This is a genomic window from Amycolatopsis sp. CB00013, from assembly GCF_001905755.1.
In the GTDB taxonomy this organism is placed as follows: Bacteria; Actinomycetota; Actinomycetes; order Mycobacteriales; family Pseudonocardiaceae; genus Amycolatopsis; species Amycolatopsis japonica.
The window spans coordinates 330831-355303 of record NZ_LIWC01000006.1; the positions used below are offsets into that span (position 1 = coordinate 330831).

The 24473-nt window shown below is 68.6% G+C and carries 24 protein-coding genes and 1 tRNA gene; 14 read left to right on the forward strand and 11 right to left on the reverse strand.

Annotated features, from left to right (window positions below):
• Positions 1-291: 291 nt before the first annotated feature.
• The 3 genes from AMK34_RS35015 to AMK34_RS35025 form a co-directional block, all read right to left on the reverse strand.
• Positions 292-642, reverse strand: a complete 351-nt coding sequence (locus AMK34_RS35015) for a hypothetical protein (RefSeq protein WP_073848413.1) — start codon at positions 640-642, stop codon at positions 292-294.
• Positions 643-883: 241 nt separating this feature from the next.
• The gene (locus AMK34_RS35020; RefSeq protein WP_073848222.1) at positions 884-2065 is read right to left on the reverse strand and encodes a kynureninase; all 1182 of its coding nucleotides are present in this window, start codon (positions 2063-2065) and stop codon (positions 884-886) included.
• Positions 2049-2696, reverse strand: coding sequence for a transcriptional regulator (locus AMK34_RS35025; protein WP_073848223.1), 648 nt, complete (start codon positions 2694-2696; stop codon positions 2049-2051). Before AMK34_RS35025 ends, AMK34_RS35020 begins: the two co-directional genes overlap by 17 nt.
• Positions 2697-2845: 149 nt before the next feature.
• Here AMK34_RS35025 and AMK34_RS35030 point away from each other — a divergent pair, with 149 nt between their 5' ends.
• Positions 2846-4711, forward strand: coding sequence for an AMP-dependent synthetase/ligase (locus tag AMK34_RS35030; RefSeq protein ID WP_073848224.1), 1866 nt, complete (start codon positions 2846-2848; stop codon positions 4709-4711).
• A 123-nt stretch (positions 4712-4834) separates the two neighbouring features.
• Positions 4835-5491, forward strand: coding sequence for a maleylpyruvate isomerase N-terminal domain-containing protein (locus AMK34_RS35035; protein ID WP_073848225.1), 657 nt, complete (start codon positions 4835-4837; stop codon positions 5489-5491).
• Positions 5492-5644: 153 nt separating this feature from the next.
• Here AMK34_RS35035 and AMK34_RS35040 read toward each other — a convergent pair whose 3' ends face one another.
• The gene (locus tag AMK34_RS35040; RefSeq protein ID WP_037342529.1) at positions 5645-6538 is read right to left on the reverse strand and encodes an SDR family NAD(P)-dependent oxidoreductase; all 894 of its coding nucleotides are present in this window, start codon (positions 6536-6538) and stop codon (positions 5645-5647) included.
• 371 nt (positions 6539-6909) lie between these two features.
• Here AMK34_RS35040 and AMK34_RS35045 point away from each other — a divergent pair, with 371 nt between their 5' ends.
• The 5 genes from AMK34_RS35045 to AMK34_RS35070 all read left to right on the forward strand — a co-directional run bounded on the left by AMK34_RS35045 (position 6910) and on the right by AMK34_RS35070 (position 14719).
• Complete coding sequence (locus tag AMK34_RS35045; RefSeq protein ID WP_143202709.1) at positions 6910-8124, forward strand: MFS transporter; 1215 nt, start codon at positions 6910-6912, stop codon at positions 8122-8124.
• A gap of 386 nt (positions 8125-8510) precedes the next feature.
• Positions 8511-9935, forward strand: a complete 1425-nt coding sequence (locus tag AMK34_RS35055; RefSeq protein ID WP_073848227.1) for a GGDEF domain-containing protein — start codon at positions 8511-8513, stop codon at positions 9933-9935.
• 76 nt (positions 9936-10011) lie between these two features.
• Entirely contained in the window at positions 10012-12174 is a 2163-nt protein-coding gene (locus AMK34_RS35060) for a phospholipase A2 (protein ID WP_073848228.1), read from the forward strand.
• A 162-nt stretch (positions 12175-12336) separates the two neighbouring features.
• Entirely contained in the window at positions 12337-13959 is a 1623-nt protein-coding gene (locus tag AMK34_RS35065) for an LCP family protein (protein WP_073848229.1), read from the forward strand.
• Between the two features lie 289 nt (positions 13960-14248).
• Entirely contained in the window at positions 14249-14719 is a 471-nt protein-coding gene (locus AMK34_RS35070) for a helix-turn-helix domain-containing protein (protein WP_038509035.1), read from the forward strand.
• A gap of 68 nt (positions 14720-14787) precedes the next feature.
• Here AMK34_RS35070 and AMK34_RS35075 read toward each other — a convergent pair whose 3' ends face one another.
• Positions 14788-16248, reverse strand: a complete 1461-nt coding sequence (locus AMK34_RS35075; RefSeq protein ID WP_073848230.1) for a flavin-containing monooxygenase — start codon at positions 16246-16248, stop codon at positions 14788-14790.
• A 122-nt stretch (positions 16249-16370) separates the two neighbouring features.
• On the opposite strand from AMK34_RS35075, the gene AMK34_RS35080 reads away from it, so the two are divergent.
• The gene (locus AMK34_RS35080) at positions 16371-16928 is read left to right on the forward strand and encodes a TetR/AcrR family transcriptional regulator (protein ID WP_046200038.1); all 558 of its coding nucleotides are present in this window, start codon (positions 16371-16373) and stop codon (positions 16926-16928) included.
• A gap of 233 nt (positions 16929-17161) precedes the next feature.
• Entirely contained in the window at positions 17162-17572 is a 411-nt protein-coding gene (locus AMK34_RS35085) for a hypothetical protein (RefSeq protein WP_174492001.1), read from the forward strand.
• Positions 17573-17575: 3 nt separating this feature from the next.
• Here the strand turns inward: AMK34_RS35085 and AMK34_RS35090 are convergent, their stop codons facing one another.
• Positions 17576-17797 carry a DUF3618 domain-containing protein gene (locus AMK34_RS35090; protein WP_005165704.1) on the reverse strand — a complete coding sequence of 74 codons (222 nt, stop codon included), beginning with the start codon at positions 17795-17797 and terminating at the stop codon, positions 17576-17578.
• A gap of 125 nt (positions 17798-17922) precedes the next feature.
• On the opposite strand from AMK34_RS35090, the gene AMK34_RS35095 reads away from it, so the two are divergent.
• Positions 17923-17996, forward strand: a tRNA-Leu gene (locus tag AMK34_RS35095).
• 593 nt (positions 17997-18589) lie between these two features.
• Here AMK34_RS35095 and AMK34_RS35105 read toward each other — a convergent pair.
• From AMK34_RS35105 to AMK34_RS35125, 5 genes are read right to left on the reverse strand one after another with little or no spacing between them, the layout of a single operon-like run.
• On the reverse strand, positions 18590-19189 hold the full coding sequence (locus AMK34_RS35105) for a dihydrofolate reductase family protein (protein ID WP_038509031.1): 600 nt from the start codon (positions 19187-19189) through the stop codon (positions 18590-18592).
• Between the two features lie 5 nt (positions 19190-19194).
• Entirely contained in the window at positions 19195-19995 is an 801-nt protein-coding gene (locus AMK34_RS35110; protein WP_073848232.1) for a metalloregulator ArsR/SmtB family transcription factor, read from the reverse strand.
• Between the two features lie 33 nt (positions 19996-20028).
• Complete coding sequence (locus AMK34_RS35115) at positions 20029-21036, reverse strand: methyltransferase (RefSeq protein WP_073848233.1); 1008 nt, start codon at positions 21034-21036, stop codon at positions 20029-20031.
• A 32-nt stretch (positions 21037-21068) separates the two neighbouring features.
• Complete coding sequence (locus AMK34_RS35120; RefSeq protein WP_073848234.1) at positions 21069-21656, reverse strand: short chain dehydrogenase; 588 nt, start codon at positions 21654-21656, stop codon at positions 21069-21071.
• A 14-nt stretch (positions 21657-21670) separates the two neighbouring features.
• Positions 21671-22444 carry an aminotransferase class IV family protein gene (locus AMK34_RS35125; protein ID WP_073848235.1) on the reverse strand — a complete coding sequence of 258 codons (774 nt, stop codon included), beginning with the start codon at positions 22442-22444 and terminating at the stop codon, positions 21671-21673.
• Between the two features lie 54 nt (positions 22445-22498).
• On the opposite strand from AMK34_RS35125, the gene AMK34_RS35130 reads away from it, so the two are divergent.
• From AMK34_RS35130 to AMK34_RS35145, 4 genes are read left to right on the forward strand one after another with little or no spacing between them, the layout of a single operon-like run.
• On the forward strand, positions 22499-22699 hold the full coding sequence (locus tag AMK34_RS35130) for a hypothetical protein (RefSeq protein WP_338020571.1): 201 nt from the start codon (positions 22499-22501) through the stop codon (positions 22697-22699).
• Positions 22699-23643: a LysR family transcriptional regulator gene (locus tag AMK34_RS35135; RefSeq protein ID WP_073848236.1), complete on the forward strand. Its 945-nt coding sequence runs from the start codon at positions 22699-22701 to the stop codon at positions 23641-23643. The genes AMK34_RS35130 and AMK34_RS35135 overlap by 1 nt, the downstream gene beginning before the upstream one ends.
• A 32-nt stretch (positions 23644-23675) precedes the next feature.
• A complete protein-coding gene (locus tag AMK34_RS35140) occupies positions 23676-24125 on the forward strand; it encodes a hypothetical protein (RefSeq protein ID WP_143202710.1) in 450 nt (149 codons plus the stop codon).
• A complete protein-coding gene (locus AMK34_RS35145; protein WP_038509025.1) occupies positions 24122-24442 on the forward strand; it encodes a transcriptional regulator in 321 nt (106 codons plus the stop codon). The genes AMK34_RS35140 and AMK34_RS35145 overlap by 4 nt, the downstream gene beginning before the upstream one ends.
• Positions 24443-24473 lie beyond the last annotated feature (31 nt).

Consider the following 24473-nt stretch of genomic DNA (forward strand, 5'->3'; position numbering starts at 1 on the left):
ACAGCGTGGTCCGCTCCGCCCGCGAAGACGCTAGGAGACCCAAACGGGTGAGTCAAGTCCAGACGCGAAGGGTAGTCGCGTATGGCCGTGACCTGCTGACAAGAGGCAGCCGGACCAGGAAAGTCCACCACGTGGGACAGGGCACCCGGCTAAGTGACCGACCAGTAGATCACCTGGCGGTTTAGCGCAGGCAGCGGCTTGATCGACGCTCTTCGGACACGATCAAGTCACACCTCGTGACGTCCGCGTCTCAGCGAAAAAGTCGACGAAAACTACTCGCCGTGACGTCGCTCACGCTTTCGGACCAGGGCTCCACATACCGTTCGGTTTGCGAACGACATCACCGCGGAGGAACGCCGTCGTAACACCCTTCGCGCCACGGAATCGAGAATTCCCGACGCTTATCGCGGCCGATTCGGCGAAATGATCTTCGTCGCGGCGGCCGAGTTCGTCGTCGATGAGCGCCTCGACCCGCCCGGACGCGTCCCGCAGCATCCGGACGCCCGCCCAGCACAAGGTCGCCACCCCGCAGATCAGGATCGCGACGAGAACCGTCTCCACCGGGTACCGGGAGCCGAATTCGTTGAGCAGGAAACCGGAGGCGACACCGAACACGGCGACGACGACATAGGTGAACGACACGATCCCCTCCTTCTCCAGGCGCCGTGGCCCGCGCCTCACCGGTAAGACGGGCGACGTAGGTTTTCCTTACGCCACAGGGGAAGGATCTACGTCACATTCGCGGCGAGAGCGAATGTCGAGATTAACAGCGGATTCGCGAAAGATCGCCCGTTCTCCCCCACCGGGGCGAGGCGATCACCTATTTGCCACCCATTTCCGAATACGGTTCACCATTTTCACCACACCGGGTATCACTCCGCGCTCAGCTCCGGAGCTCCCGCAGCGTCGTGACGGCGCGGAGCACCTCGCCGTACGTGGTGTAGAGCGGCGCGAGCCCGAACCTCAGCACGTTGGGCGGGCGGAAGTCCCCGATCACCCCACGGTCGATCAAGGCCGCCATCGTCTCGGCCGCGTCGTCGTCGATCACCGAGATCTGATGCCCGCGGTCCCGGCCGCGCGGGGTCGGGATCTTCGCGCCGCCGAGGAGCTCGTCCGCGCACCGGAAGAAGAAGTCGCCGAGCGCGAGGCCCTTCTCCCGCAGCACGCCGCGGTCCACGCCGTCCCAGACGTCGAGGGCGGCGTCGAGCGCGAGCAGCGAAAGCATGTCGGGCGTGCCCGCGCGGCCACGCTCGATACCGGCGTGCGCCTCGTACGCGCCCCGCATCGCGAACGGGTCGCGGTCACCCGCCCAGCCCGCCAGTGGCTGCTCGAAGCGGTCCAGCCATTTCGTCGCCACGTAAAGGAAAGCGGGTGCGCCGGGGCCGCCGTTGAGGAATTTGTAGGTGCAGCCGACGGCGAGGTCCACGCCTGCCGCGTCCAGCTCGACCGGCAGCGCGCCGACGCTGTGGCAGAGGTCCCAGAGCGCCAGCGCCCCGGCGCGGTGCAGCGCCGCAGTCAGCCCCGCCAGGTCGTGGGCGCGCCCGGTGACGTAGTCGACGTGGTTGATCAGCGCGACGGCCGTCCGCTCGCTCACCTGGGCCGGCATGTCCTCGGCGACCACCCGGCGCACCGTGCGCCCGGTCAGCCGGGCGGCCTCGTCGGCGATGTAGCCGTCGGTCGGGAAGGTGTCGGCGTCGACGAGGATCTCGTCGCGGCCGGGCTGGAGCCGGGTGGCGGCGACCAGTGCCTTGAACAGGTTCACACTCGTCGAGTCCGCCACGACGACCTGACCTGGCGCCGCGCCCACGAGCGGCGCGATCCGCCCGCCGACCCGTACCGGCGCCTCCCACCAGCCCTCCGACCAGGACCGGATGAGCCGTCCGCCCCATTGCTCGCGGACGACCGCGGCGAGCCGTCCGGCCACGTGTTTCGGCGGGGCGCCCAGCGAGTTGCCGTCGAAATAGGCGACGCCCGCCTCGAGTTCGAAGTCGTTTCGCTTGTGCGCCAAGGGATCGGCCGCGTCCAGCGCCGCGGCCTCGGCTACGAGGTCAGTCACGGCCACCATCGTCGGCGAGTGTGTTCCAGAAGTCCAGTTCGTACGACTGGAAGAGCCGCGCGTGCGTCCGAGCGTCCTTTTCGGACAGTTCACCGGCGTCGAGCGCGGCCTGCACGGCTCGGACGGCCAGGTCTTCGAGCTCGGGCGACGGCGCACCGAAGAAGTCGAAGAAGGCGCAGGCCCCGTCGTCGAAGCCGTACCGCTCGCGCATCGCGGCGGCGATCGCGGCGCAGTACCGGCCGAAGGCGGCGAAGTTCGCGACGATCGCCACGATGACGTCCGCCGGTTCGCCGTTGAGCGCCAGCCAGGCGACGAACGCCGGATACGACTGGCATCCCGCGCGCGGCTCGAAATCGGGCGATTCCTCCGCGAGCGCCGCCAGCTTGCCGAGCGCCAGCCCCTCGCCCGAAGCCAAGGCCGCGAAGAACTCCCTCGCGTTCCGCTCCCTCGCACGCGAGGCGAGGTGCAGGAAACTGCGCCAGTCGCTGCGGACGATCCGGTACTCCTCCTCGGCGATCGCGGCGAAGACCTCCCGCGGCGCCTCGCCCGCTTCGACCGACGGGACCAGCCTGTTCTCGCCGTCGCGCGGGGCGAGTTCCGCCTGGACCGCGTCGATCAACTCGCGTGCCGAACCGGTCATCGTCGAGGCTCCTCCTTGTTCGGGGCTGACGCGGTGAAAACGGAAAAGGTGGACATTTCGCGTAGCGCAACCGTGGCCGCGATTCTCTATCCAGCACTGCCGACAGCCCTTACAGTGTGCCTGATCAGGCAGCATCGAGGAGGCCAGCGTTGACCACCCAGCCGACCGTCGCCGAGCAGATCGAAGGCCAGACCATCCCCGCCCTGCTTCACCGCAACGCCCAGGAGTTCGGTGACCTGCCGGCGGTGACGTCACTCGACATCGAGGGCAAGCCGACCCTCACCTGGGCCGAATTCCGCACCGCCATCGCGGAGGTGTCCCGCGGGCTCGCCGGTCTCGGGCTCGGCGTCCGCGACCGGATGCTGATCATGGCGCCGAGCAGCCCGGAGCACCTGATCGCCGACCTCGCCGCCGCCCATCTCGGCGCGATCCCCTGCACCGCGTACGCGACGCTGAGCCCGGAGCAGATCGGGTTCGTCGCCCGGCACAGCGCCGCCGGCGTCGTCGTCCTCGCCGGTGCCGACGAACTCGACCGCTGGTCCCAGGTCCTCGACGACCTGCCCGCGCTGCGGCACGTCGTGTTGCTCGACGCGTCCGTGGTTCCCCAGGACGACAAGCGTTTCCTGTCCTTCGCCGATCTCCGCGCGGCGGGCGCCGAAGCGCACGCGGCCGACCCGGAGGCGTTCGAGACGGCGTGGTCCGCGATCACGCCGGACGACCCGCTGTCGATGATCTACACCTCGGGCACCACCGGCGACCCCAAGGGTGTCGTGCTGTCGCACCGCAACGCGATCTACCAGGCCGTCGCCGTCCAGAAGCTGCACGACTCCCCGATGCACGCCACGAACATCGCGTATCTGCCGCTCGCGCATATCGCCGAACGGGAACTGTCGATCTACATGCCGATCGTGTGGGCCGGGCACGTGCACACCGTCGGCGATCCGACGGGCGTCGTCGGCGCGCTGGGCCAGGTGCATCCGAAGAGCTTCTTCGGTGTCCCGCGCGTGTGGGAAAAGATGGTGGCGGGTCTGAAGAACCTGCTCGGCTCGCTGCCGGAGGAGAAGCGGAACGGCCTGATCGGCGCGAACGAACTGCTGCAGCAGGGCTACAAACTGCGCAGTGACGGCAAGGAGGTGCCGCCGGAGCTCGCCGAGAAGATCGCGCAGACCGACGCGGCCGCGCTCGCGCCGGTGCGGGCGATGCTGGGCCTCGACCAGATCGAGGTCGCGTCCAGCGGCGCCGCCGCGCTGCCGGTGGAGATCCTGTACTTCATCGCCGGGCTCGGCGTCGAGATCCAGGAGGTCTGGGGACTTTCCGAGACCACCGGCGCGGTCACGTCGAACACGCCGACGGCGTTCAAGGCCGGTTCGGTCGGCCGCCCGCTGGAAGGCATCGAGGTGAAGGTCGCCGAAGACGGCGAACTCCTCGTCCGCGGCGCGATCGTGTTCCTCGGCTACCTCCAGGCGGACGGCACGATCAAACCGGACGTCGACGCCGACGGCTGGCTCGCCACCGGCGACATCGGCACGATCGACGAACGCGGCTTCGTCACGATCACCGACCGCAAGAAGGAACTGATCATCACTTCGAGCGGCAAGAACATCGCCCCGACGAAGATCGAAGGGCTGCTCAAGGAGCACCCGCTGATCGGGCAGGCCGTCGCGATCGGCGAGAAACGGCCGTATGTCACGGCGCTGATCGTCGTCGACGACGAGATCGCGCCGGGCTGGGCGACCGCGAACGGCATCCAGCTCGCCGAGGGCGAATCGCTCGCCGACAACGCCGAGGTCCGCGCGGAGATCGAGAAGGCCGTCGAGGCGGCGAACGCGCGGCTGGCCAGGATCGAGCAGATCAAGCGGTATCACGTGATCCCCAAGGCGTGGACGCCGGAAACCGGTGAAGTGACGCCGACTTTGAAACTGAAGCGGCGGATCATCAACGACCGGTACGCGCCGACCATCGCGGATCTGTACGCGGCCGCCACCCCCGAACCCGCTCCTGCCGCCGGCGCCTGACCCCTCGCGCGCGCCAGGAACGGTCCTTTCCTTGCGAAATTTGCAAGGAAAGGACCGTTCATCGCACGCGGGCCGGGCCGAAAGGAGTCGCGACCGGTCGGCGACCGCTGCTAACTTGCCGCCGTGGATCTCTTTTCCCGATCTTGGGCGGCGCTGCTCGCCGCCGTCTCCGAAACCCCCGACGAAGACTTCGACAAACCGTCCGGTTGCGCCGGCTGGCTGGTGCGGGACCTGGCGTGTCACCTCGTGATCGACGCCCAGGACGTGCTGATCACCCTCGCCACCCCCGCCGACACGGAACCGACGCGCGACGCGGTCACCTACTGGGAGGTGTCCGGCGAACCGCCCACCGGTGAGGACGACCTCGACGCGCTGATCGTGCGGCTCGCCGCCGCGTACCAGGAGCCGCGGCTGCTCAAGTTCCACCTCGACGACGTCGGTTCCGCCGCCGGCCGGGCCGCCACCCTCGCCGACCCGGCGGCCCGGGTCGCCACCCGCGACATCGTCCTGACCGCGGGCGACTTCCTTTCCGCATACGTCCTGGAGTGGACGCTGCACCACCTCGACCTGGTCGCGCACCTCCCGCACCTCGACGGCCCCGCCGCCGACGGCCTCGCCGAGACGCGGCGGATCCTGGAGGAACGGACCGGCGAGAAGTTCCCCGCGTCGTTCTCCGACACCGACGCGCTCCTGGTCGGCACTGGACGCCGCGAAGCGACCGACGCCGAGAAGGCCGCTCTAGGCGACTTGGCCGCGAAGCTGCCCTTCGTCATCGGCTAAACCGGACGACACGCGTGATCAGATGGCGAACTCGCGTGATTGGGGACGGGACTCGCGTGATTGGAGGCGTTCCGTCTCTGATCACGTGAGTTCGCCGCCTGATCACGCGAGTTCCGTCTCTGATCACGCGTGTCGTCCGTCTGATCACGGGTGTCAGGCGGTCCGGGTGGACTCCGTCCACTTGCGGAGCCGGGGCGGGACACGCTTTTCGAGGCCGTAGTTCTCCAGGTGCGCGCTGAAGACCTCGTCGAAGGCGCGCTGCACGGTCTCGGTGTCCCACACCGGCCGCTCGAGGATGGGCTGCTTCAGGTACGGCTGGCCCATGACGTGCAGCTGCGGCCCGTTGCAGCGGATCATCTGCCCGGTGATCCCGTCGGATCCGGAGCCGAGCAGGAAGAGCACGACCGGCGCGATCCGCGACGGCGTCCGGTCCGGCGGGCAGGCCCGCAGCGACCGTTCGGACTTCCACACCATCCGGGTGTGCGCGAGCGGGCAGACCGCGTTCACCCGGATCCCGCTCTCCTCCAGGTCGAGCGCCCAGGAGTAGGTCAGCGAAGCGACGGCGCCCTTGCTGGCGGCATACACGCCGAGCTTGCGCTGCCCGAGCGACGCCCCGGACGAGATGTTGACGATCGAGCCGGGCGTGCCCCGCGAAACCATCGCCTTGATCGCGGCGAGCCCGGTGTACATGACGCCGAGGACGTTCACCTCGACCAGTTCCCGGGCCTGCTCGACATCGTCCTCCCACGGCAGCGCCTCGTAGTTCAGGCCCGCGTTGTTGACCAGCCCGTCGATCGCGCCGAACTCCGCGAGACAGAGGTCCACGATCTCCTGCGCCTGCTTCGGATCGGCGACGCTGTGACCGCTGGCGACCGCCCTGCCCCCGAACCGGCGGATGTTCTCCGTCGTCCGTTCGGCCAGTTCGGCATCGATGTCGTTCACCACGACGGCCCCGCCCGCCCTCGCCACGTGCACCGCGAACGCCTCGCCGAGGCCACGACCCGCCCCGGTCACGACGACGGCCTTGTCGTCGAGCAAACCGTTCATCGCCTTCACCCCTTTGACCCAGCCGGCCTCCACCTCCAGACCGGTCTCTACTCAGTGTTGGACCATTCGGCCCAGCCGGACCTCCGGCGGCGGCGAACGGCGGCCCGGCTGCGCCGAGCGAGGGTGGGGCGATCGGCCCGGAGATACCCGCGGACGAGTCAGGCCGACATCACCCACCGGTCAGACGGCGTAGCCCGATCAGCCCAACAGGCGAAGGATCGGCCGGTCTTCTGTTCGTCTCGCTGTAGCCGGAGGCATACTGAACGTCGTCCGGCGGGACGGCAACTGTGACTCCCTCGCTGACCACGTAACACGGCAGGCAAGAATGCGAGGAAAGCAAGTTCACCCGATCGGGGGGAGGTGGTCACGCAGTGAAGATGAACGCGGCGCCGCGGATGACCGCCGCCCTGGCGAACCGCGAGTTCCGCGCACTCTGGCTCGCCGAGGTGCAGTCCCTCATCGGGGACCAGCTCACCATCGTGGCGCTGGCGATCCTCGTCTACGACCGGACCGGCTCCGCGTTGCTGTCCGCGGTGGTCTACTCCCTGACCTTCCTGCCCGCCCTGGCCGGCGGTCTCGGCCTCTCCCAGCTGGCCGACCGCTACCCGAGGCGCACCGTCCTCGTCGTCTCGTCCCTCATCCAAGGCGTGCTGATCGCGATCATGGCGATCCCTGGCACCCCGCTCGCCCTCTTGTGTGGGCTGGTGGTGCTGGCCCGGCTCGCGAACGCGCCCGGCAACGCGGCACAGAACGCGCTGACCCGCGAGGTGTTCACCGACGACGACCTCTATCTGAAGAGCCAGGACATCCGGGGTATCTCGACCAACACCGCGATGCTGCTCGGGCTGGCGGGCGGCGGTCTGCTGGTGTCGCACGTCGGGGCGAGCTGGGCGCTGGCGCTGGACGCCGCGACGTTCCTGCTGAGCGCGGCCGTTGTCCGCTTCTCCGTCTCCAGGCGGGCGGCGGCGTCCGACGGCAACGGCAGCTGGTTCGGCGCGGTGAAGCAGGTCTTCGGCAACCGCCATCTGCGGGTGCTGATCTGGTTCTCGTGGCTGGTCGGCCTGGCCGTCATCCCCGAAGGGCTGGCCGCGCCGCTCGCCGCGGAGATGGGCGTGGGGAAACAAGCCGTCGGCTGGTTGCTGGCCGCCGATCCGCTGGGATTCGTGATCGGGGCGTTCCTGCTGTCCCGATTCGTCTCCGCGGAACAACGGAGGAAGCTGCTCGGCGTGCTGGCGGCACTACCGATGGTCGCCCTGATCGCCTTCGCGCTCAAGCCGGGGCTGATTCCGGCGTTGCTCCTGCTGGCGGCGGCGGGTGCCGCGGGGGCGTACCTGATCACGGTGAGCGCCACGTTCATCACGTGGGTCCCGAACGAACTCCGGGGCGGTGCGGGTGGGGTGTACCGCACGGGATTGCGGGTGGCTCAAGGAATAGGGGCGGGACTCGGCGGGCTCGCCGCCGATCGGCTCGGGGCGGCGACCTCGGCCATCGCGCTGGCAGGCGTGGTCGGCCTGCTGCTGGCCGTACTGGTCGCGCTCAGCTGGGGCCACATCAACGGATCCAGCCCGAAACCGTTGCTGTCATGAGGAATCCACACGGGACACCGCTTCCACGCTCGGCCCTTCGACACTTGGGCGAAAAGAAACGACTCTCGATCAGAAGTCACGGCTCGACACTGTCCGACACCTCCCGGCATCCTCGTTGCTGCGAACTAATACCTTGTCCGGGCTCAGAAGTCACGACTGGACACTATCCGTCACCCCTTCCGCGACGCGTCTCGAAAAACATTCAGCGACCAAGATCAGAAATCACGGGACACGATTGCCACCTCCGGTCCGTGTTCGCGGGCACCCTTGCCGGTGTCGGACAACTGTTGCGATGGGATGATACCGGCCGTGGAATACGAACGGTGTATCAGTCGGTACCGGTGAGATTACTCAGCCGTGCCGTCCGGGCGGAAAAGAGGTAGCAATTGCCAGCCGAGACCGGCGACCGCCGCCAGCACGGTGACGGCACCGGCGACCTTGACGGCGCAACGGCCGCGGCCGCCGCGGACAGCGGTGTACCGGTGACCGAACGCGGGCAGGCAAGCCCGGAAGGTGACCAGGCCGGACCTCCGGAGCGCCATCCCTACGATCCCAGGGCGTGGGCGCTGTGGCAGCGGCCGAAGCGGTTCATCGCGTTCCTTTTCGCGATGGAGGCCATCGGAATCGCGATCATGGTCGTCGCGACGATGAATTCCACGAATCCGGGAAGAAACGACTGGGTTCGTTTCGCCATTCTCGCCGTCGGCGCCACGGCACATATTCAGCTCACTCAGCGTCAAGAAGAAAGACGGCGCGATCGAAGCCGCACCGTCCTCATCGACCTCACCGCGGTATGGACATTTCCGGCCGCGGTCATCCTGCCGCTTTCGCTGACGCTTTCCATCATCGCGATCGTCCGGATCCAGCATTGGTTCATCGCCCGTCGGCCCGCGCACAACTTCGTGTTCTCGTCGGTCACGCACGGCGTTTCGGTGACACTGGCCTCGCTCACCTTCGCCGCGTTCGGACCGCATGAATGGGGAAGGATTTCCGGCTGGGACACCCTCGGCGAGTTCGGTGTCCTGATCGTCACCGGGATGGTCTTCGAAGCGGTGCAGATCGCCTACATCGGCGGCATCCTCGCGATCGGCTCGCCGAAGCGGCCGTCGCTGTCCACCGTGCTCGGCAACGCGGCGGACAACCTGCTGGAGGCCATCACGATCGGCCTCGGCGCGGTCACCGCGGTGCTGCTGTTGATCATGCCACCGATGGTGATCGTGATGGCCGTGGTGACGGTGGTGTTCAATCGCCTCGCCGAGATCGACCAACTGCAAAACGACGCGCGGACGGACCCGAAAACCGGTGTTCTCAACATGCGCGGATGGTCGGAGTCGGCCGATCGGGCGCTCGGAAGGACTGCCCGATCGGACGACAACCTGGCACTTCTGATGATTGATCTCGACCACTTCAAGTGGATTAACGACACATATGGACACCCGGCGGGCGACGACGTCCTCCGCGATGTGGCGCGGAAATTGGACGAGGTCACCCGGCCCGCCGACGTCATCGGCCGGTTCGGTGGCGAGGAATTCCTCGTACTCCTGCCGGATATCGACGAAACGGCGGCCAAACTGGCCGCCGAGCGAGTGCGCAGCGCTATCGCCGAACTGCATATAGTGACTACCGACAAAAGGGGCAGCCGGGTGACCATCTCGGGCCGCACGACCTCGATCGGGGCAGCACTGTTCCCTCGTCACGGTGAATCCCTGGAAGAACTCCTGCACGCCTCCGACGCCGCCGTCTACGTGGCCAAGGAGAACGGCCGGAACCAGGTGCGCTTCGCCCAGGACGTCGACCGGCCCGCCACCTGACCGAGGGACACCTGGTGGGTGAACCCGGGGGTTATCCGGATGTCGGCCCCGATCGGCGGATGGCACCCTTGATCCCATGCCAGCGACAGCCGACGCCGCCGCTCGACCTGCCCGGATCCGGCGGCCATGGTCGACTTCGGGCTGGTTGCTGCTGGTCACGGTGCTGGTGTTCGGCTTCGGCCTGATCGCGTCACGGCCCGCCTCGCCGCCGGACCAGGGCCCACCGACGGGTGATCTCCTCGCCGCGCAGAACGCGGTCGACGCGCTGGTGCGGCCGGGCCCGGTCGAGAACGTGATCGCCGAACTCCCCGCCGATTTCACCGCGGTCAGCGGCATCACCCCGGGGGTGATGACGGCGCGGGACGGCACCGTACGCGCCGTCCACACCGACGGCGGTTGCTCGGCGCCCTGGGGCGACGACAACACCAAGTGGGACTACGCGGTCCCCTGCAAGGCCCACGACCTGGGCTACGACATCCTCCGCTACGCCGAACGCAAGGGGCACTCGCTCGGCCAGGAGGCGAGGGCCTCGCTCGACGACCGGCTCTCCGCCGACATGCACAACGCCTGCGTCCTCAACCCGATGGACTCACGCGGCACTTGCGACGTGGTCGCCTCCCTCTATACCGCCGGTCTGGTGCTCAACTCCTGGCATCAGCGCTGGGGGCCGCCGGTCGGCGACCCGCTCGGCCCGATGATCGTCGGCGTGCTGGTGATCGGCGCGCTGCTGGTGTTCCGCCTCCGCGGCTGGGTCCGCACCCGCCGCACGGCCGTCACGCTCCCCCGCGAACCGCGGCCGGTCGTCCCGGTCGGCCGATGGGCGTTGCTCGGGGTCGCCGGGGTCGTGCTGATGGTGCTCGGCGAATCCGCCGTCGCGCTCGCGCACTGGGCGGGGGCGCCGGAGCGGTCGTTGTGGCCGTTCACCTGGCTGGCCCAGCTCTGTCCGCTCATCTTCTTCGCGGTCGGCCGCATCAACGAGGCGGGCTGGCGGTCGATCCGCGCGAACGGCGGCCGCTACCCGCAGTACCTCGCCGACCGGGCGAGCCCGCTGCTGCGCCCGGCGCTGATCTTCGCCGTGGTCGCGCTGGTCGTCCCGCTCGCGCTGGAGGTGCTGGGGATCCCGACGGGCACGAACGCCACGGTCATGCGGATCGCGCTGCATCCGCTCTGGCTGCTCGGTGTCTTCCTGCTGACCGTCGTCCTCGCGCCGGCGCTGCTGGCGCTGTATCACCGGACGCGGGCCGCCTCCGTCGCCGGGCTGCTGGCGCTGACCTTGGCGAGCGAGGCGGCCGCGCAGTGGTCCGGCTCGGCCGTCCCCCGCTACGCGGAGACGTTGTTCCTCGCCCTCTTCGTCCAGCAACTGGCGTTCGCCCACGCCGCCGGTGCCCGCCCGTCGCGCGGCGTCCTCGTGGCGACGGCGTTCACCGGCGCCGCCGGGCTGGGCCTGACGGTCGCCGTCCGCGGCGAAGGACCGATGCTGCTCGGCGGTCCCGGCGCCCCGGCCGCGCTTTCGGGTCCGCCGTGGGGCGTGCTGCTGCTCGGCCTGGTGCAGCTCGCGCTCCTCGGCCTGCTCGCCCGGCCGCTGGCCCGGCTCGGCGGACGGCCGGCGGTCGCCGCGGCCGCGCGTCTCGTCCTGCGCGCGCCGATGAGCCTGTACCTCGGCTTCCTCGCCGCGATGCTGCTGCTCGTGGCGGTCGTCTACCTGCCGGGACCGTTCGTGGACGGGCTCAGCTGGCTGGCCCGCCCGAAGGTCCTGCTCGCGATGGCCCTGCTCGCCGTGCCCGCCGTGCTCGTCTTCTGGTGGTTCGAACGCCATTCGGGACCTCAGCAGCGGGCGGTCGACGAGCCGGGTCTGCGGGCCATGGTGTTCTGCCGCGCGGCGGCGACGGTCGGGATGGCGTACTCGATGCTCGGCGTGTTCGGGTTCGCGCTGACGCGGTTCGGCGGCGCCTCGGCCGACGCCGACCTCCTCGGGATCCGGTTCGGTCCGGTCCAGAGCCTGGTCAACCTGCTGCTCGGGGTGTACCTGCTGCACACCGTGCGCAACGGCACGAGCCGGATGACCGGGACCTGGCTGGTCTGCGCGGTCGCGTGCGCGCCGCCCCTGATGACCGCCCTCGAAGGCGAGCGGGTGAGCGCCGCCTCCGTCGCGCTGCCGGTCGCGACGATCGTCGTCGCGATGCTCGCGGCGGCCGCCACGCTGGTCCCCGCCCGCGCGGCCCGGCGTGTCCTCCCCTGAACCACACGGCGCTGACCAGGGGATTTCCGTACCCTTGAGAGGAAACCGGTGGTGCGTGCCACATCTTCGGGGGGATGTGTAATCCTGCGACAACCCGCAACAGGCACCATGCGTCCCTTGAAGAGACCGTCGAACCGGTAACGAACAGAAGGAGCAGACCGCGTGGAGTACCCGCCTCGGAATGGGCATGGGGATCGACGTCCCGCCCGGCCTAGGCAGGACGCGCCCGGACGCGTTCCTTCCCGCCCGGCCCCGCCCCGTGGCGCCCGCCCGGCGCCTGCCCGGCAGTCCGCGGGCCAGCCGCCCCGGCGCCCGGCCCCGCGACGCAAGTCGTTCCGCGGCCCCAAGATCGCCCTCGGCCTCGTGTCGCTGCTGGTGATGGGCCTGACCGGGTACGCGTGGGCCGCGATGGACGGCCTGACCTTCGCGAACGTCGGCATCGGCTCGGACGAAGGCGACAAGCCCGCCGACGGTGCCCGCGACATCCTGCTCGTCGGCCTCGACAGCCGCACGGACGCGCAGGGCAACCCGCTGTCGAAGGAAGTGCTGGCCCAGCTGCGCGCCGGGCAGGCCGACGGCGAGCTGAACACCGACTCGCTGATCTTCGTGCACATCCCGAACGACGGCTCCAAGGCCGTCGCGATCTCGCTCCCGCGTGACTCCTACGTCGACATCCCCGGCGGCTTCGGCAAGCACAAGATCAACTCCGCCTACGCCCGCGCGATGCTCGACGAGCGCAAGAAGCTGCAGGAAGACGGCGTCTCCGACCCGAAGGAACTCGATCAGAAGGCCAACGAGGCCGGCGCGAAGACGCTGATCAAGACGGTCGAGCAGCTGACCGGCTCGACCATCGACAACTACGCCGCCATCAACCTGCTGGGCTTCAGCGAGATCACGCAGGCCATCGGCGGGGTCGACGTCTGCCTGAACGACGACGTCAACGACCAGTTCTCCGGTGCGAAGTTCACCAAGGGCCCGCACACCATCTCCGGCGTCGAGGCGCTCGGCTTCGTCCGGCAGCGGCACGGCCTGCCGCGCGGCGACCTCGACCGGGTCGTCCGGCAGCAGGTGTTCATGGCCGGGATGGCGCGGAAGGTGCTCTCGGCGGGCACGCTCGCGAACCCGGGCAAGCTCAACGACCTGATCACGGCCATCAAGAAGTCGGTCGTGCTCAACCAGAACTGGGACGTCTTCGGGTTCGCGCAGCAGATGAAGAGCCTGACCGGCGGTCAGCTCGAGTTCCGGACGATCCCGATCGTCAACATCGAGTACAAGACCCCGAACGACGGCGTCGCCATCCAGGTCGACCCGAAACAGGTCAAGAGCTTCGTCCAGGGGCTCGCGGGCCCGCAGCCCGGCGAACAGCAGCAGGCGCCGCCCGCCGAGTCGGCCAACAAGGCGACCACGGTCGACGTCCGCAACTCCACGAACCGGGACGGGCTGGCCTCGTCGGTGCTGAAGCAGCTCGTCGACAAGGGCTTCACCGCGGGCGACACGGCCACCGCGAGCGCGCGCAAGAAGACGGTGGTCTGGGTCGCCAAGGGCGAGAAGGCGGCGGGCCAGGCGGTCGCCGACGCGCTCGGCGGCAACCCGACCGTCCAAGAGGACAAGAGCGTCGAGGCCGGGCACGTGATGGTCTTCCTCGGCTCGGACTTCAAGGCGCCGAGCGGCGCCGAAGGCTCCGGTTCGTCGCAGAACGCCGCCGGTTCGTCGGCCGCGGCTCCGCCGCCCGAGCAGTCCGACGAGAAGCCGATCACCGCCGAAGGCGTGCCCTGCGTCAACTGACGCCGCGCCGCTCCTCCTCAGGTGTTGCGAAAGCCACTTTCGCAACGTTGAAGGTTGCGAAAGTGGCTTTCGCAACGGCCGGATGAGCGCTGAAGGCCACCGAAACGGCCCCTCCACGCGCCATTCGTTCACCCATTCGGCCCAGCCGGCCAAAATAGATGGGAAAACCACCCCCGAAACCGCGTAAGAGCGGCGCCCCTGCCGACTTTCATACACGTGAGCGCGCTCGTCCCTGGTTTTGTCACATGGGACGGGCGGTGGAGAAGGTTGGCAAGGCAGGGGATGGGGAGTGCTGATCGACGCTGAGAGCTATCAGCGGATACTCGGAGACGAGCTCCGCAAGCTCCGCCGTAAACGTGGCTGGACACGCAAGGAACTGAACCAGCATCTGCAGAGCGAGATCTCGCTCCAGACGCTGGCCACCTACGAGCTGGGCACCCGGCACTGTTCCGTGGTGCGGCTGGTCGAACTGTGCGTCGCGATGGACGAGCTGCCACAGGATCTGCTGGCCAAGGTGCACCGCCGGGTGTTCGTGGACGAACCGGGCCGGGTGCGGATCGACCTGCGCCTGGTGATCAAGGACGAGCAGCAGGAACTGCTCCCGCTGCGACGGTGGGCCGACGACCGGCTCAAGAGATCGAGTGACAACGGCTCGGCCGAGGTCCACCTCGATTTCGCGGCGCTGGAACGGATGGCCGAACTCTGCGGCATCCCCACCGTCGATCTCATCGGAAGGCTTCGCCGGCTCAACCCCTCATGAGCGCGGCGTTCCCCGGTCCGTGAAGGCCATGCCCCCCATCTTGGCTTTCACGGACCCTCCCCCTTTCCTCAGCCGAGGAGTTCGTAGTCCTCGCGGCGCACCTTGCGGGTGTCGAGCCAGTACCGCCAGGTGAAGCCCGGCCAGATCGTGCGGTTGACGCCCTTCGCGTCGAGATACCAGCTCTTGCAGCCGCCCTGGGTCCAGATGCCCTTGGCGAGTTTGCGCTGGATCTCACCGTTGAAGCGCTCCTGTGCCTCCGGCCGCGGGTCGAGCGCCTTGCCGCGCGCGAGCCGCAGCGCCTGCGCGACGTACGAGATCTGCGCCTCGATCATGAACACCACGGAGTTGTGCCCCAGCCCGGTGTTCGGGCCGAGCAGGAAGAACAGGTTCGGGAACCCGGACACGGTGATGCCCTGATAGGTCCGCATCCCCTCGGTCGCCCACTCCTTGCCGAGGTTTCGCCCGTCGCGGCCGATGATCTCCAGGTCGTCGAAGGCGTCGGTGACGTGGAATCCGGTGCCGTAGATGATCGCGTCGACCTCGTGCTCGACGCCGGCGCCGTCGACGACGCTGTGCTCGCGGACCTCCTTCACGCCGTCGGTGACGACGTCGACGTTGTCCCGGGCGAGCGCCGGGTAGTAGTCGTTGGAGACCAGGACCCGCTTGCAGCCCATGGTGTAGTCCGGCGTCAGCTTCCGGCGCAGCTCGGGATCCTTGACGCTCTTGAAGATGTTGCGCTTCGCGATGCGCTGGCCGATCTTCATCACCCACGGCTGCCCGTTGAAGCCGATCGCGCGGGCTTCGAGGCCCCAGTAGAGAACGTCGCGGAAGGCGCGCTGCAGCAGCGGCACCGAGCTGAACGTCTTCCGCAGCGCTTGGGGCATCTCGCGGTCCGGCTTCGGCATGATCCACGGCGGTGTCCGCTGGAAGAGCGTCAGCTCGGCGACGTCCTTCGCGATCTGAGGCACGAACTGGATCGCGCTCGCGCCGGTGCCGACCACGGCGACCCGCTTGCCGGGGAGGTCGTAATCGTGCTCCCACTGCGCGGAGTGGAACGCCCGGCCCTTGAAGCGCTCGATGCCGGGCAGTTTCGGGATCTGCGGCAGATGCAGCGCGCCGACGCCGGCGACCAGCGCGGGCGCGATGAACTCGTCGCCCGACTTCGACGCGACGTGCCAGCGGTTCTCGTCGGCGTCCCAGCGGGCGCCGGTCATCTCCTGGCCGAAGCGGATGAAGCGGTGCAGGTCGTACTTCGCGGCGACGTCGCGCATGTACTGCCAGATCTCGGGCTGCGGCGAGTACGCGCGGGACCAGCCGGGGTTCTGCTCGAACGAGAACGAGTACATATGCGAGGGGATGTCGCAGGCGCAGCCGGGGTAGGTGTTGTCGCGCCACGTGCCGCCCACGTCGTCGGCCTTCTCCAGGATGACGAAGTCCTCGCGGCCCTCTTTCCGCAGCTGAATGGCCATGCCCAACCCGGAGAAGCCGGTTCCGACGATGACGACACCGGTCTCGGTGCGGTTGCCCATGACCCCGACCTCTCGTTCGTATTACCTGTTACCGGGAGTTCACCTTACTCGAAGTAGGTTACCTTCGGTAGAGTGTTGTGGTGACGACGGCGAAGCGCAAACGCATGCCACGAGCAGAGCGGATGCGGCAAATGATCGAGATCGCTGAAGAAGTCTTCGCCGATCGCGGCTATAGCGCGGCGTCGATGGACGACATCGCGGAACGCGTCGGGGTCTCCAAGCCGATGCTCTACGAGTACTTCAACTCGAAAGAGGGACTCCTGCTCGCCTGCATCCAGCAGTCGCGGGCGGCCCTGCGCGAGGTCACCGAACGGGCGACCGTCGGCGCGACGTCGGCCGAGGACGCGCTGCGGCGCGGACTGCTCGCGTTCTTCGTCTTCATCCGGGAACGGCGACAGGCCTGGTCACTGCTCCGTCACGAGATGGCGCTGATCGGGACCGGGGCCGCCGACGAGATCGAGCAGACCCGCCGCCAGCAGACCGACCTGATCGCCGCGCTGATGAGCGACCACCTCGACCAGGCCGACGACCTCCGCGCCGAGGCGTCCGCGGAGTTCGTCGTCGGAGCGTGCGAACGGCTCGCGATCTGGTGCGAACGACACGAGGACGTCAGTCCCGAAACGGCGACCGGATACGCGATGGACATCCTCTGGTCAGGCCTGTCAGCGAGGGCGCGTTGAAACGACTGTGAAGATGCTCGTGCATTAGGCCATTCGGTCGTCACTCAGAGCACATTGCCGCCAGTGTCTTGTGACACAGAGTTGTCCTACTGTATCGATGACACTGTAGAAAGTCTGATGGACAGTCGCGGCCTCCGTCAGGAGGGGGCGCCACCACCCGAAAGTGGCGTCATGACGGCGGCGTGACGAAGTCCATTGAGTGACGCATGCTCGCGAGGAGAGGGGTGAGGCGGATGACCGAACCGATCACCGCGTCGTACGTCCAAGAGGACGACGACTGGAAGGTCACGGTCAGCGGCTCCGGTAAGGAACTGACCGGTCGCGCGCCGGGCATCATCGCGGCACGGGACCGGGCCGACCAGCTGGTCGAGAAACTGTCCCCGCCGGAACATTCGACCGTGGTGCACCTGCTGAACGGCAGCGCGCTCGAGTTCACTGCCGCCTACATGACGGCGAGGCTGACGCTCCCGGAGATCGAACCGCTCGAGGTTCCCCCGCCGGCGAACGGCAAGGCCAAGGAGAAGACCGGCGGCAAGCCTCCGGTACCCCAGGGCAAGGAACTCCCGAAGGCCGTCGACGAGGCGAAGTCCAAGGAGAAGTCCGAGCCTGCCAAGACACCCGCCAAGGCGGCCCAGACCTCCTGAGACCTACTTCAGGAGTTTGCGGATCAGCAGGACGCCGATCAGCACGGCCCCGCCGATGAGCGGGTACTTCACCTTGGGCTCGTCCAGCTTCGCGCGCAGACCGGTCTTCGCGGAATCCACCAGCTTCGCGGGGTTCGCCTTCGTGCCCAGCTGGTCGAGCGTGGCGACCAGCGCGTTCCTGGCCTGCTCGATCTCACGCTCGATGGTCTCGGGATCGCGAGCCACGTGTCCTCCTCGCCGCGACGGACTTGCTGGTAGCCCACGTTAGAGGACGGCACCCCTCACCGTGGCACCGGCCACGCCGAGAAACGTCGAACGTGTCGCACGCTACGATTTCGGGGCAGTACTGGGGGCCCGTAGCCCAATTGGCAGAGGCACACGGTTTAGGTCCGTGCCAGTGAGAGTTCGAGTCTCTCCGGGCCCACCCAACCTGCTCGACGACCGGACCGCGCGAAAGTCAGGCCGAAGTCGCCGAACCCTCCGCTCTTAACTCACCTACGCAGCCCCCACCCGTCCCAGGGGGGCGGCCCCGAGTCCAGCCTATCGGGGGTTGAAGGCGGGACCCGCCGGGAAAGCGCTGGCGGGGTCGGGTTATCCACAACAGTGAAGGGCTGTGGACAACCGCGGCCAGACGGGTGCCGATGTCCCGAAAGTGCTTTCGCGACACGTCGGGACTGGGCCGGGTGGAGCAAGGTTCCCAATGTCGCATTTGAGACGCTCAGCGTCCCCTATGCGACATTGGGGACACGTGAGCGACGCTCCCCCGGAGCGTGCCCATGTCCTGAAGGCCCCCTTTGAGACGTTGAACGTCTCAAAGGGGGCCTTCAGGACATGGGCGCGAGCTAGATCAGTCTGCGAGGTCGAAGCGTCACATCGGACCACGCGCGGCCACGCGAGCCTGATTCTCGAACTCGACGCGGGCATCGACATGAGCGGCGGCCGCTTCTGAAGTTCGGACGTGTCGCCGTTTCTCGGCAACAGGCTAACCGTCCTGACCACTCACGAGACCCAAGTGGCTCAGCGCACCCGGTCGTAGACCAGCGCCATCTCCCCCAGCTCCCCGACCTCCTGATAAGCCAGCGCCCACTTCGAAGCCGGCAGGCCGTCGACGAACAGCCGCTGCCCGCCGCCGGTGATCTCCGGGCAGATCATCAGGTACAGCCGGTCGATCAGGTCGTCCGCGAGCAGGGCCTTGATGACGCTGGCGCTGCTGTTGACCAGGATGTCGCCTTCCCCGTCCGCCTTGAGGTCGGCGATGACCTCCGCGGCAGGGGCGTTCACAACGCGGGCGCGGTCCCAGGGCGCTTCGGTCAGCGTCGTCGAGAAGACCACCTTCTCGGCGTCTACCAGCCACTTCGCGTACGCGCGGTCGCGGGGGTCGGCGTTCTCGTCGGCGGCGATGGTCGGCCAGAAGCCCAGGAAGCCCTCGGCGTTCAGCCTGCCGAGCACCGCGGTGGTCGCCGTCTCGTGGATGCGGCCGAGGTGGGCGCGGGCGACGTCGGTGGTGGCGTACGAGACGATCGCGCCCATGTCGCCGGGGCCGCCGGGGCCGCTGTAGTGGCCGTCGAGGGTGAGGCTGATGTTGGCGGTGACGCGGCGGGCGGTGTGGTTCGTCATGTCGTTCAGTCCTTTTCCTGGGTCAGCGTTGTCGCGAGGTTGTCGAGCACCTGGCCCCAGCCGGTTTCGATGCCGGCGATGAAGGGGACGGCCTCGACGGTGGTTTCGGTGATGCGCAGGTCGAGCCGGAGCCGGGTCCCGCCCGGCGCCTCGGTGAAGTGCAGGTCGTAATGACCGGTGAAGAAGGTGTCCCCCTTGGGGTCCAGTACCGAGAGGTCGAACTCGAGGTGTTCGGGTTCGGTCGCGGCGCGGACCTCTCCCGCGGACCGGTAGCGCCCTTCCGCGTCGCGGTAGTCGAGCACGGCACGGCCACCGGTCCACGGCTCGATGACGCAGTCGGTCACGGTCATCGAGGGCGGCGCCCACCAGGACGCGAGCAGCACGGGCTCGGTCCAATGCCGCCAGACGTCGTTCCGCGACGCGGCGAGCAGACGGTCGAACGAGAACGCCCGCCCGTCCGCCCACCGGTCCTGCTTCGCGGCCTCGGTGTCCGCGCCGATCGCGGCCTGATAGCGCGTGAGGACGTCGCGCTCACCCGCGTTCGCCTCGATGGTCGTGCTCAGCGTCCGCAGCCGCCCTTCGAGGTCCTTCAGCGGGCCCGCTTCGACCGCGTAGACGCGACGCTGCCCGAGCGGGAACACCGTCACGAGCCCGACGCGGGCGAGGGTCTGCAGGTGCTTGGTGGTCTGCGGTTGCCGCAGGCCGGTCAGCTCGGCGAGCTCACCGACGGACCGGGGCCGCTCGGCGAGAAGCTCGACGAGGCGCCACCTCGCTCCGTCTCCCAGTGCTGCTGCGATCTGCTCCATGCCGAGAAGTATTCACTCAGCAGAATATTCTTGTCAAGGAATATCTTGGCGATGGAACTCCAGAAGACTGCGCTGCTCGGTCAGGGTGGTGACGGAGTCGAAGACCAGGCCGTGCGCGGCGGCGAGCTCGCGAAGCTCGTCGAGACGTCGCTCGCGGCCGCCGTAGAGCACGAGCATGACCAGGTCCCACTCGGTCTGCGCCCCGAGTCCGCCGACCGCCTCGATGACGAGGACCCGGCTTCCGGCGCCGGCCGCCTCGGCGCAGCGGGCCAGGATGCGATGGGCGTGCTCGTCGTCCCAGTCGTGGAGGATGTCGGACAGCAGGTAGGCATCCGCCCCGGCCGGAAGCGGATCGAAGAAGCTGCCCGCGCTCACCTCGACCCGGTCTCCGAGCCCTTGCTCGCGCAGTTCCATTTCGGCGGCGGCCGCGGTGGGCGCGAGATCGACCAGGTGACCGCGCATCGAGGGGTTGGCCTTCAAGATCGCGGCGAGCAGGCTGCCGTGACCCCCGCCGACGTCGACGAGCGTGCCGAAGCGCGACCAGTCGAACCCGGTGACGAACCGCGGCACCTGCGTCAGGTACCGCTGGGTCATCTGCCGGTCGAACGTCTCCCGGAGATGAGGATTCTCGGCGAGATCGGTCCAGAAGTCCTGGCCGTAGCGGCGGACGTAACCCGCCTCGCCGGTTGCGATGCTGTAGGCGAGTTCGACGAACGCCAGTTCGCCCCGTCCGCCGGCGGCGTTGATGTCCAGCAGCCCGGCGAGACCGTTGCCCGCGTCGGCGCGGAGTTTCGCCCCGTACTCGGTGGTGCGGTAGCCGGTCGACGTCCGTTCGAGGACGCCGAGCGTGGTCAGATGCCCCAGCAGCAGGTCGAGCGCGAGCGGGGATTGGCCGAGTTCCGCCGCCAGGTCCATGGCGGCCGCGCCGTCGCCGGACAACCGGTCCGGCAGTCCCAGTGTGACGGCGACGCGCAATGCCATCGGCGTCGCGAGCCCGGCCAGCCGGAGGAATTCCTGTCTGTCCTTGTCATGAGTGGTCACGACTGACCACTGTGGCAGCGCGGTCAACCGACTTACGGCACCAACGTCCTGCCGGTGAGGGCAGCGTTCTCCACGGCCTCGACGTAACTTCGCGCGACGTCGGCCGCCGGGGTGCCGCCTTCCGGTTCACCGAGCGCCGCGAGCGTTTCGCGCACCCAGCCGGGGCTGACGGCGTTGACGCGGAGTCCGCGCGGCAGTTCACGGGCCGCCGCGGCGACGAAGGCTTCGAGACCGGCGTTGGTCAGGACGCCGAAAGCGCTGCCGCGCAACGTTTCCGGGATCCGGCCCGCGGTCAGCGTGACCGATCCGCCGTCCGGCAGATGCGGGATCGCGTGCCGGAGCAGGAACACCTGCCCGAGCAGTTTCCCTTGCAGGCCTTGGGTGAACTCTTCGTCAGCGCCGCCGTCGACCAGGGCAAGCGAGCCGCTTCCCGCACAGCACACGACGTGCTCGATACCCGGCTCGGCGGCGAAGAGGGCGTCGACAGTAGCGGGCTCTTCGACGTCCACTTTGACGTCGCCCGAGCGCGAAGCGGCGAGCACCGTGTGCCCGCGCGCGGTGAGGGCCGACGAGACCGCGGCCCCGATCGTCCCGGTGGCACCGACCACGAGGATCTTCATCGGCGTCTTTCCTTTCAAGGTCGCACAAGAGGTTCTGTTTCGTAGGCGCGGTGCAGCGTCTCGACGAACGACGGCGCTTCCGGCAGTGCCGCCGGGCCGATCCGGCGTACCGCGATCCCCGGCGTCCACGAGTTCATGACCACCGCGCCCGCGAGCCCCGGCAGGTCGGCGAGCGTGACCTCCTGGACCCGTTGCGGCACACCGAGTGCTGCCAGCCGTCGCCGGACGATGCCCATCGTGGTCCCCTCCAGCAAATCGGCGTCGGGCCACACCACCGTATCGGCGTCGGAGAAGGCGAGGTTCCAGATCGTCGCCTCGCTCAGCCTGCCCCGGCGATCGACGAACGCCGCGTCGTCGCATCCTTCGGCGACGGCCCGCCGCCGGAAGTAGGTCTTCGCCATCTCACCGGTGTGTTTGAGGGCGGGCAGGACGCGCTCGTGGCCGACGGCTGTCAGCACCAGCGGACCGGCCGGACCCGAAGCCGGGGGCCGGGTGCGCACCAGGACTTCGAGGTCACCCGGCAGGTGGATCGTCACGGTGAGGGAAACGTCGGCGGGTCCGGACTTCAGCGCCTCGCGCACGTACGAGCGGATCCGGTCGTCCGGCAGGGCGTCGCCGAACAGCTCCAGCGAAGCGGTCCGGAGCCGATCCAGATGCAGGTCGAGACCGCGGACCCGGCCGTCACGCACCTGCATGGCCGTGAAGTGGGCGAAGCCGGCGAAGGCGAGTGGCGCCAAGTCTTCGGCGGTCGCCGTCCGGCCGTTCCGCTGCGCGACATAGGGACTCATGACCGCACCGTAAACCGGTTGCGACCGCCGTGCCCCGAAGCGAGGATCCGGCGGGTGCCCGCATCGCGTTCGGAGCTGTCCCGCTGGCAGTTCGACCTGATCTGGTCCGACGCCGATTTCGACGCGCCCTCCGCGTACCCGTTCGGCGAGGAAGCCGGACTGACCTTCGCCCACACCGTCGCGTGGGTGAACGCCGAACTGATGAAGAACGTGTCGGAGATCGGACAGCTCAGGATGCAGCGGCGCGCGGCGTGATGCCGGGAAGGGAACTCGATCTGGGCGCGGTGCGCGCGTTCGTCGCGGTGGCCGAGGACCGGTACTTCAGCGAGGCCGCGATCCGGCTGGACATGAGCCAGCAGGCGGTCTCCAAACGCGTCGCGAAGCTCGAGAGCGATCTCGGCGTGCGGCTGCTGTCGCGAACGCGCGGAGGCGCCGAACCGACCGAAGACGGCGAGGAGTTCCTCAAGCACGCCCGGGCGCTCATCAGCCTCGCCGACCAAGCCGTCGAGCGTCTTCAGGGCCGGCGACGTCCCCTGCGCGTCGACGTCCTCGGCACACGGCTGGCGACCATGGAGGTCATCCGCGCCTTCCATGCCGACCACGACGACGAACTGGAACTCGTCACGCCAGGGTTGGGCGCGGTGCGCCGGGCGCTACTGCCGGAGTCCGTCGACGCCGCGTTCGCCCGCGTCAGCACGGCGCCGTCCCCGGGGATCGGCCGTACACCCGCCTATCTGGAACCGGCGAACCTGCTGGTCGGGCGGCGGCATCCGCTCGCACGGCGACGAAAGGTGGCGATGGCGGAACTCGAAGGCCTGACCGCCTGGATGCCCTACAACGCGCGTGCTGGCGAGTGGGCGGAGTTCTGGGCGGAACTGTGTCCGGCGTTCGGCATCCTGGTCGACACCGACGGCCCGAACTTCGGGCTGGAACACCACATCGAGGTGATCGGCGAGTCGAAGGACCGGCTGGGTTTCGTCGGCGCGAAGATGCACGTGCCCTGGCATCCGGACGTCGTCCAGATCCCGCTCGTCGAACCGACACCGGTGTACCCGTTCTCGCTGCTGTGGCGGCACGACAACCGGCATCCCACGCTGCCGCTGCTGATCGAGCACGTCCGCTCCGCGTACCGGCCCTTCGATCCGGAGCGGCAGTGGCTCCCGGTGTCCGATCGGGAGGCCATGACCGACTCCCCCTGACTTTCCATGTTGGAAAGTGTAAAGTTTCCAACATGGAAACAAAGCGGCCGACGCCGGAAGAAGCCAGTAGCGCGTTGCGGGACATCGAAGAGGCACAGGCCTCGCTGGCGCGTGTCCCACCGCCGTGGTGGTACTTCCTCGCCCTGGCCGCGTTGCTGGCCATCGTGCCGCTCATCCAGCTCACCCCGTCGACGGCGGCGGGCGCGGCACTGGGCCTCGGCGGGCTCGCGGTCTGGGCCGCGCTGTTCGGGATCACGATCGGGACGTTCATCCGGCAGTCGGGCGTCGTGCCCCGGCTGAGCGCCGTCCCGATCCGGCGCGTCTGGCCGGTGCTCGCCGTCGCCGCGCTGGTGATGATCGGCGCGATGGTGGTGGCCAAGGTCATGGACCAGGTCTGGGTCTGGTTCGCCGGGTCCGGCCTGCTCGCCTGTCTCGTCTTGGTGCTGGGCGCGATCATGCGACGCGAGGCGCGCTCCCGGTGAGCGAGGACGGCTTCGACCTGATCATCCACGCCCCGAACAGACTGAAGATCTGCGCCCTGCTCGACTCCGTGGAACGCGCCGAGTTCGGCGTGGTCCAGGAGCGGCTCGGCGTCAGCGCTTCGGTGCTCAGCAAACACGTCGGTGTGTTGATGGACGCCGGTTACGTCAGGCAGGACAAGGCCGTTCGCGACACGCGTCAACGCGTCTGGCTCCTGCTGACCAGTGCCGGACGAGAGGCCTACCGCGGTCACGTGGCCGCGTTGCACGAGATCGTCGCCCAGGCTTCGGAACCGGCCGTCGGCGGTGGTGACGCGTGACCCGTGTGCACGATGCGCGAGGGGCCCTCGG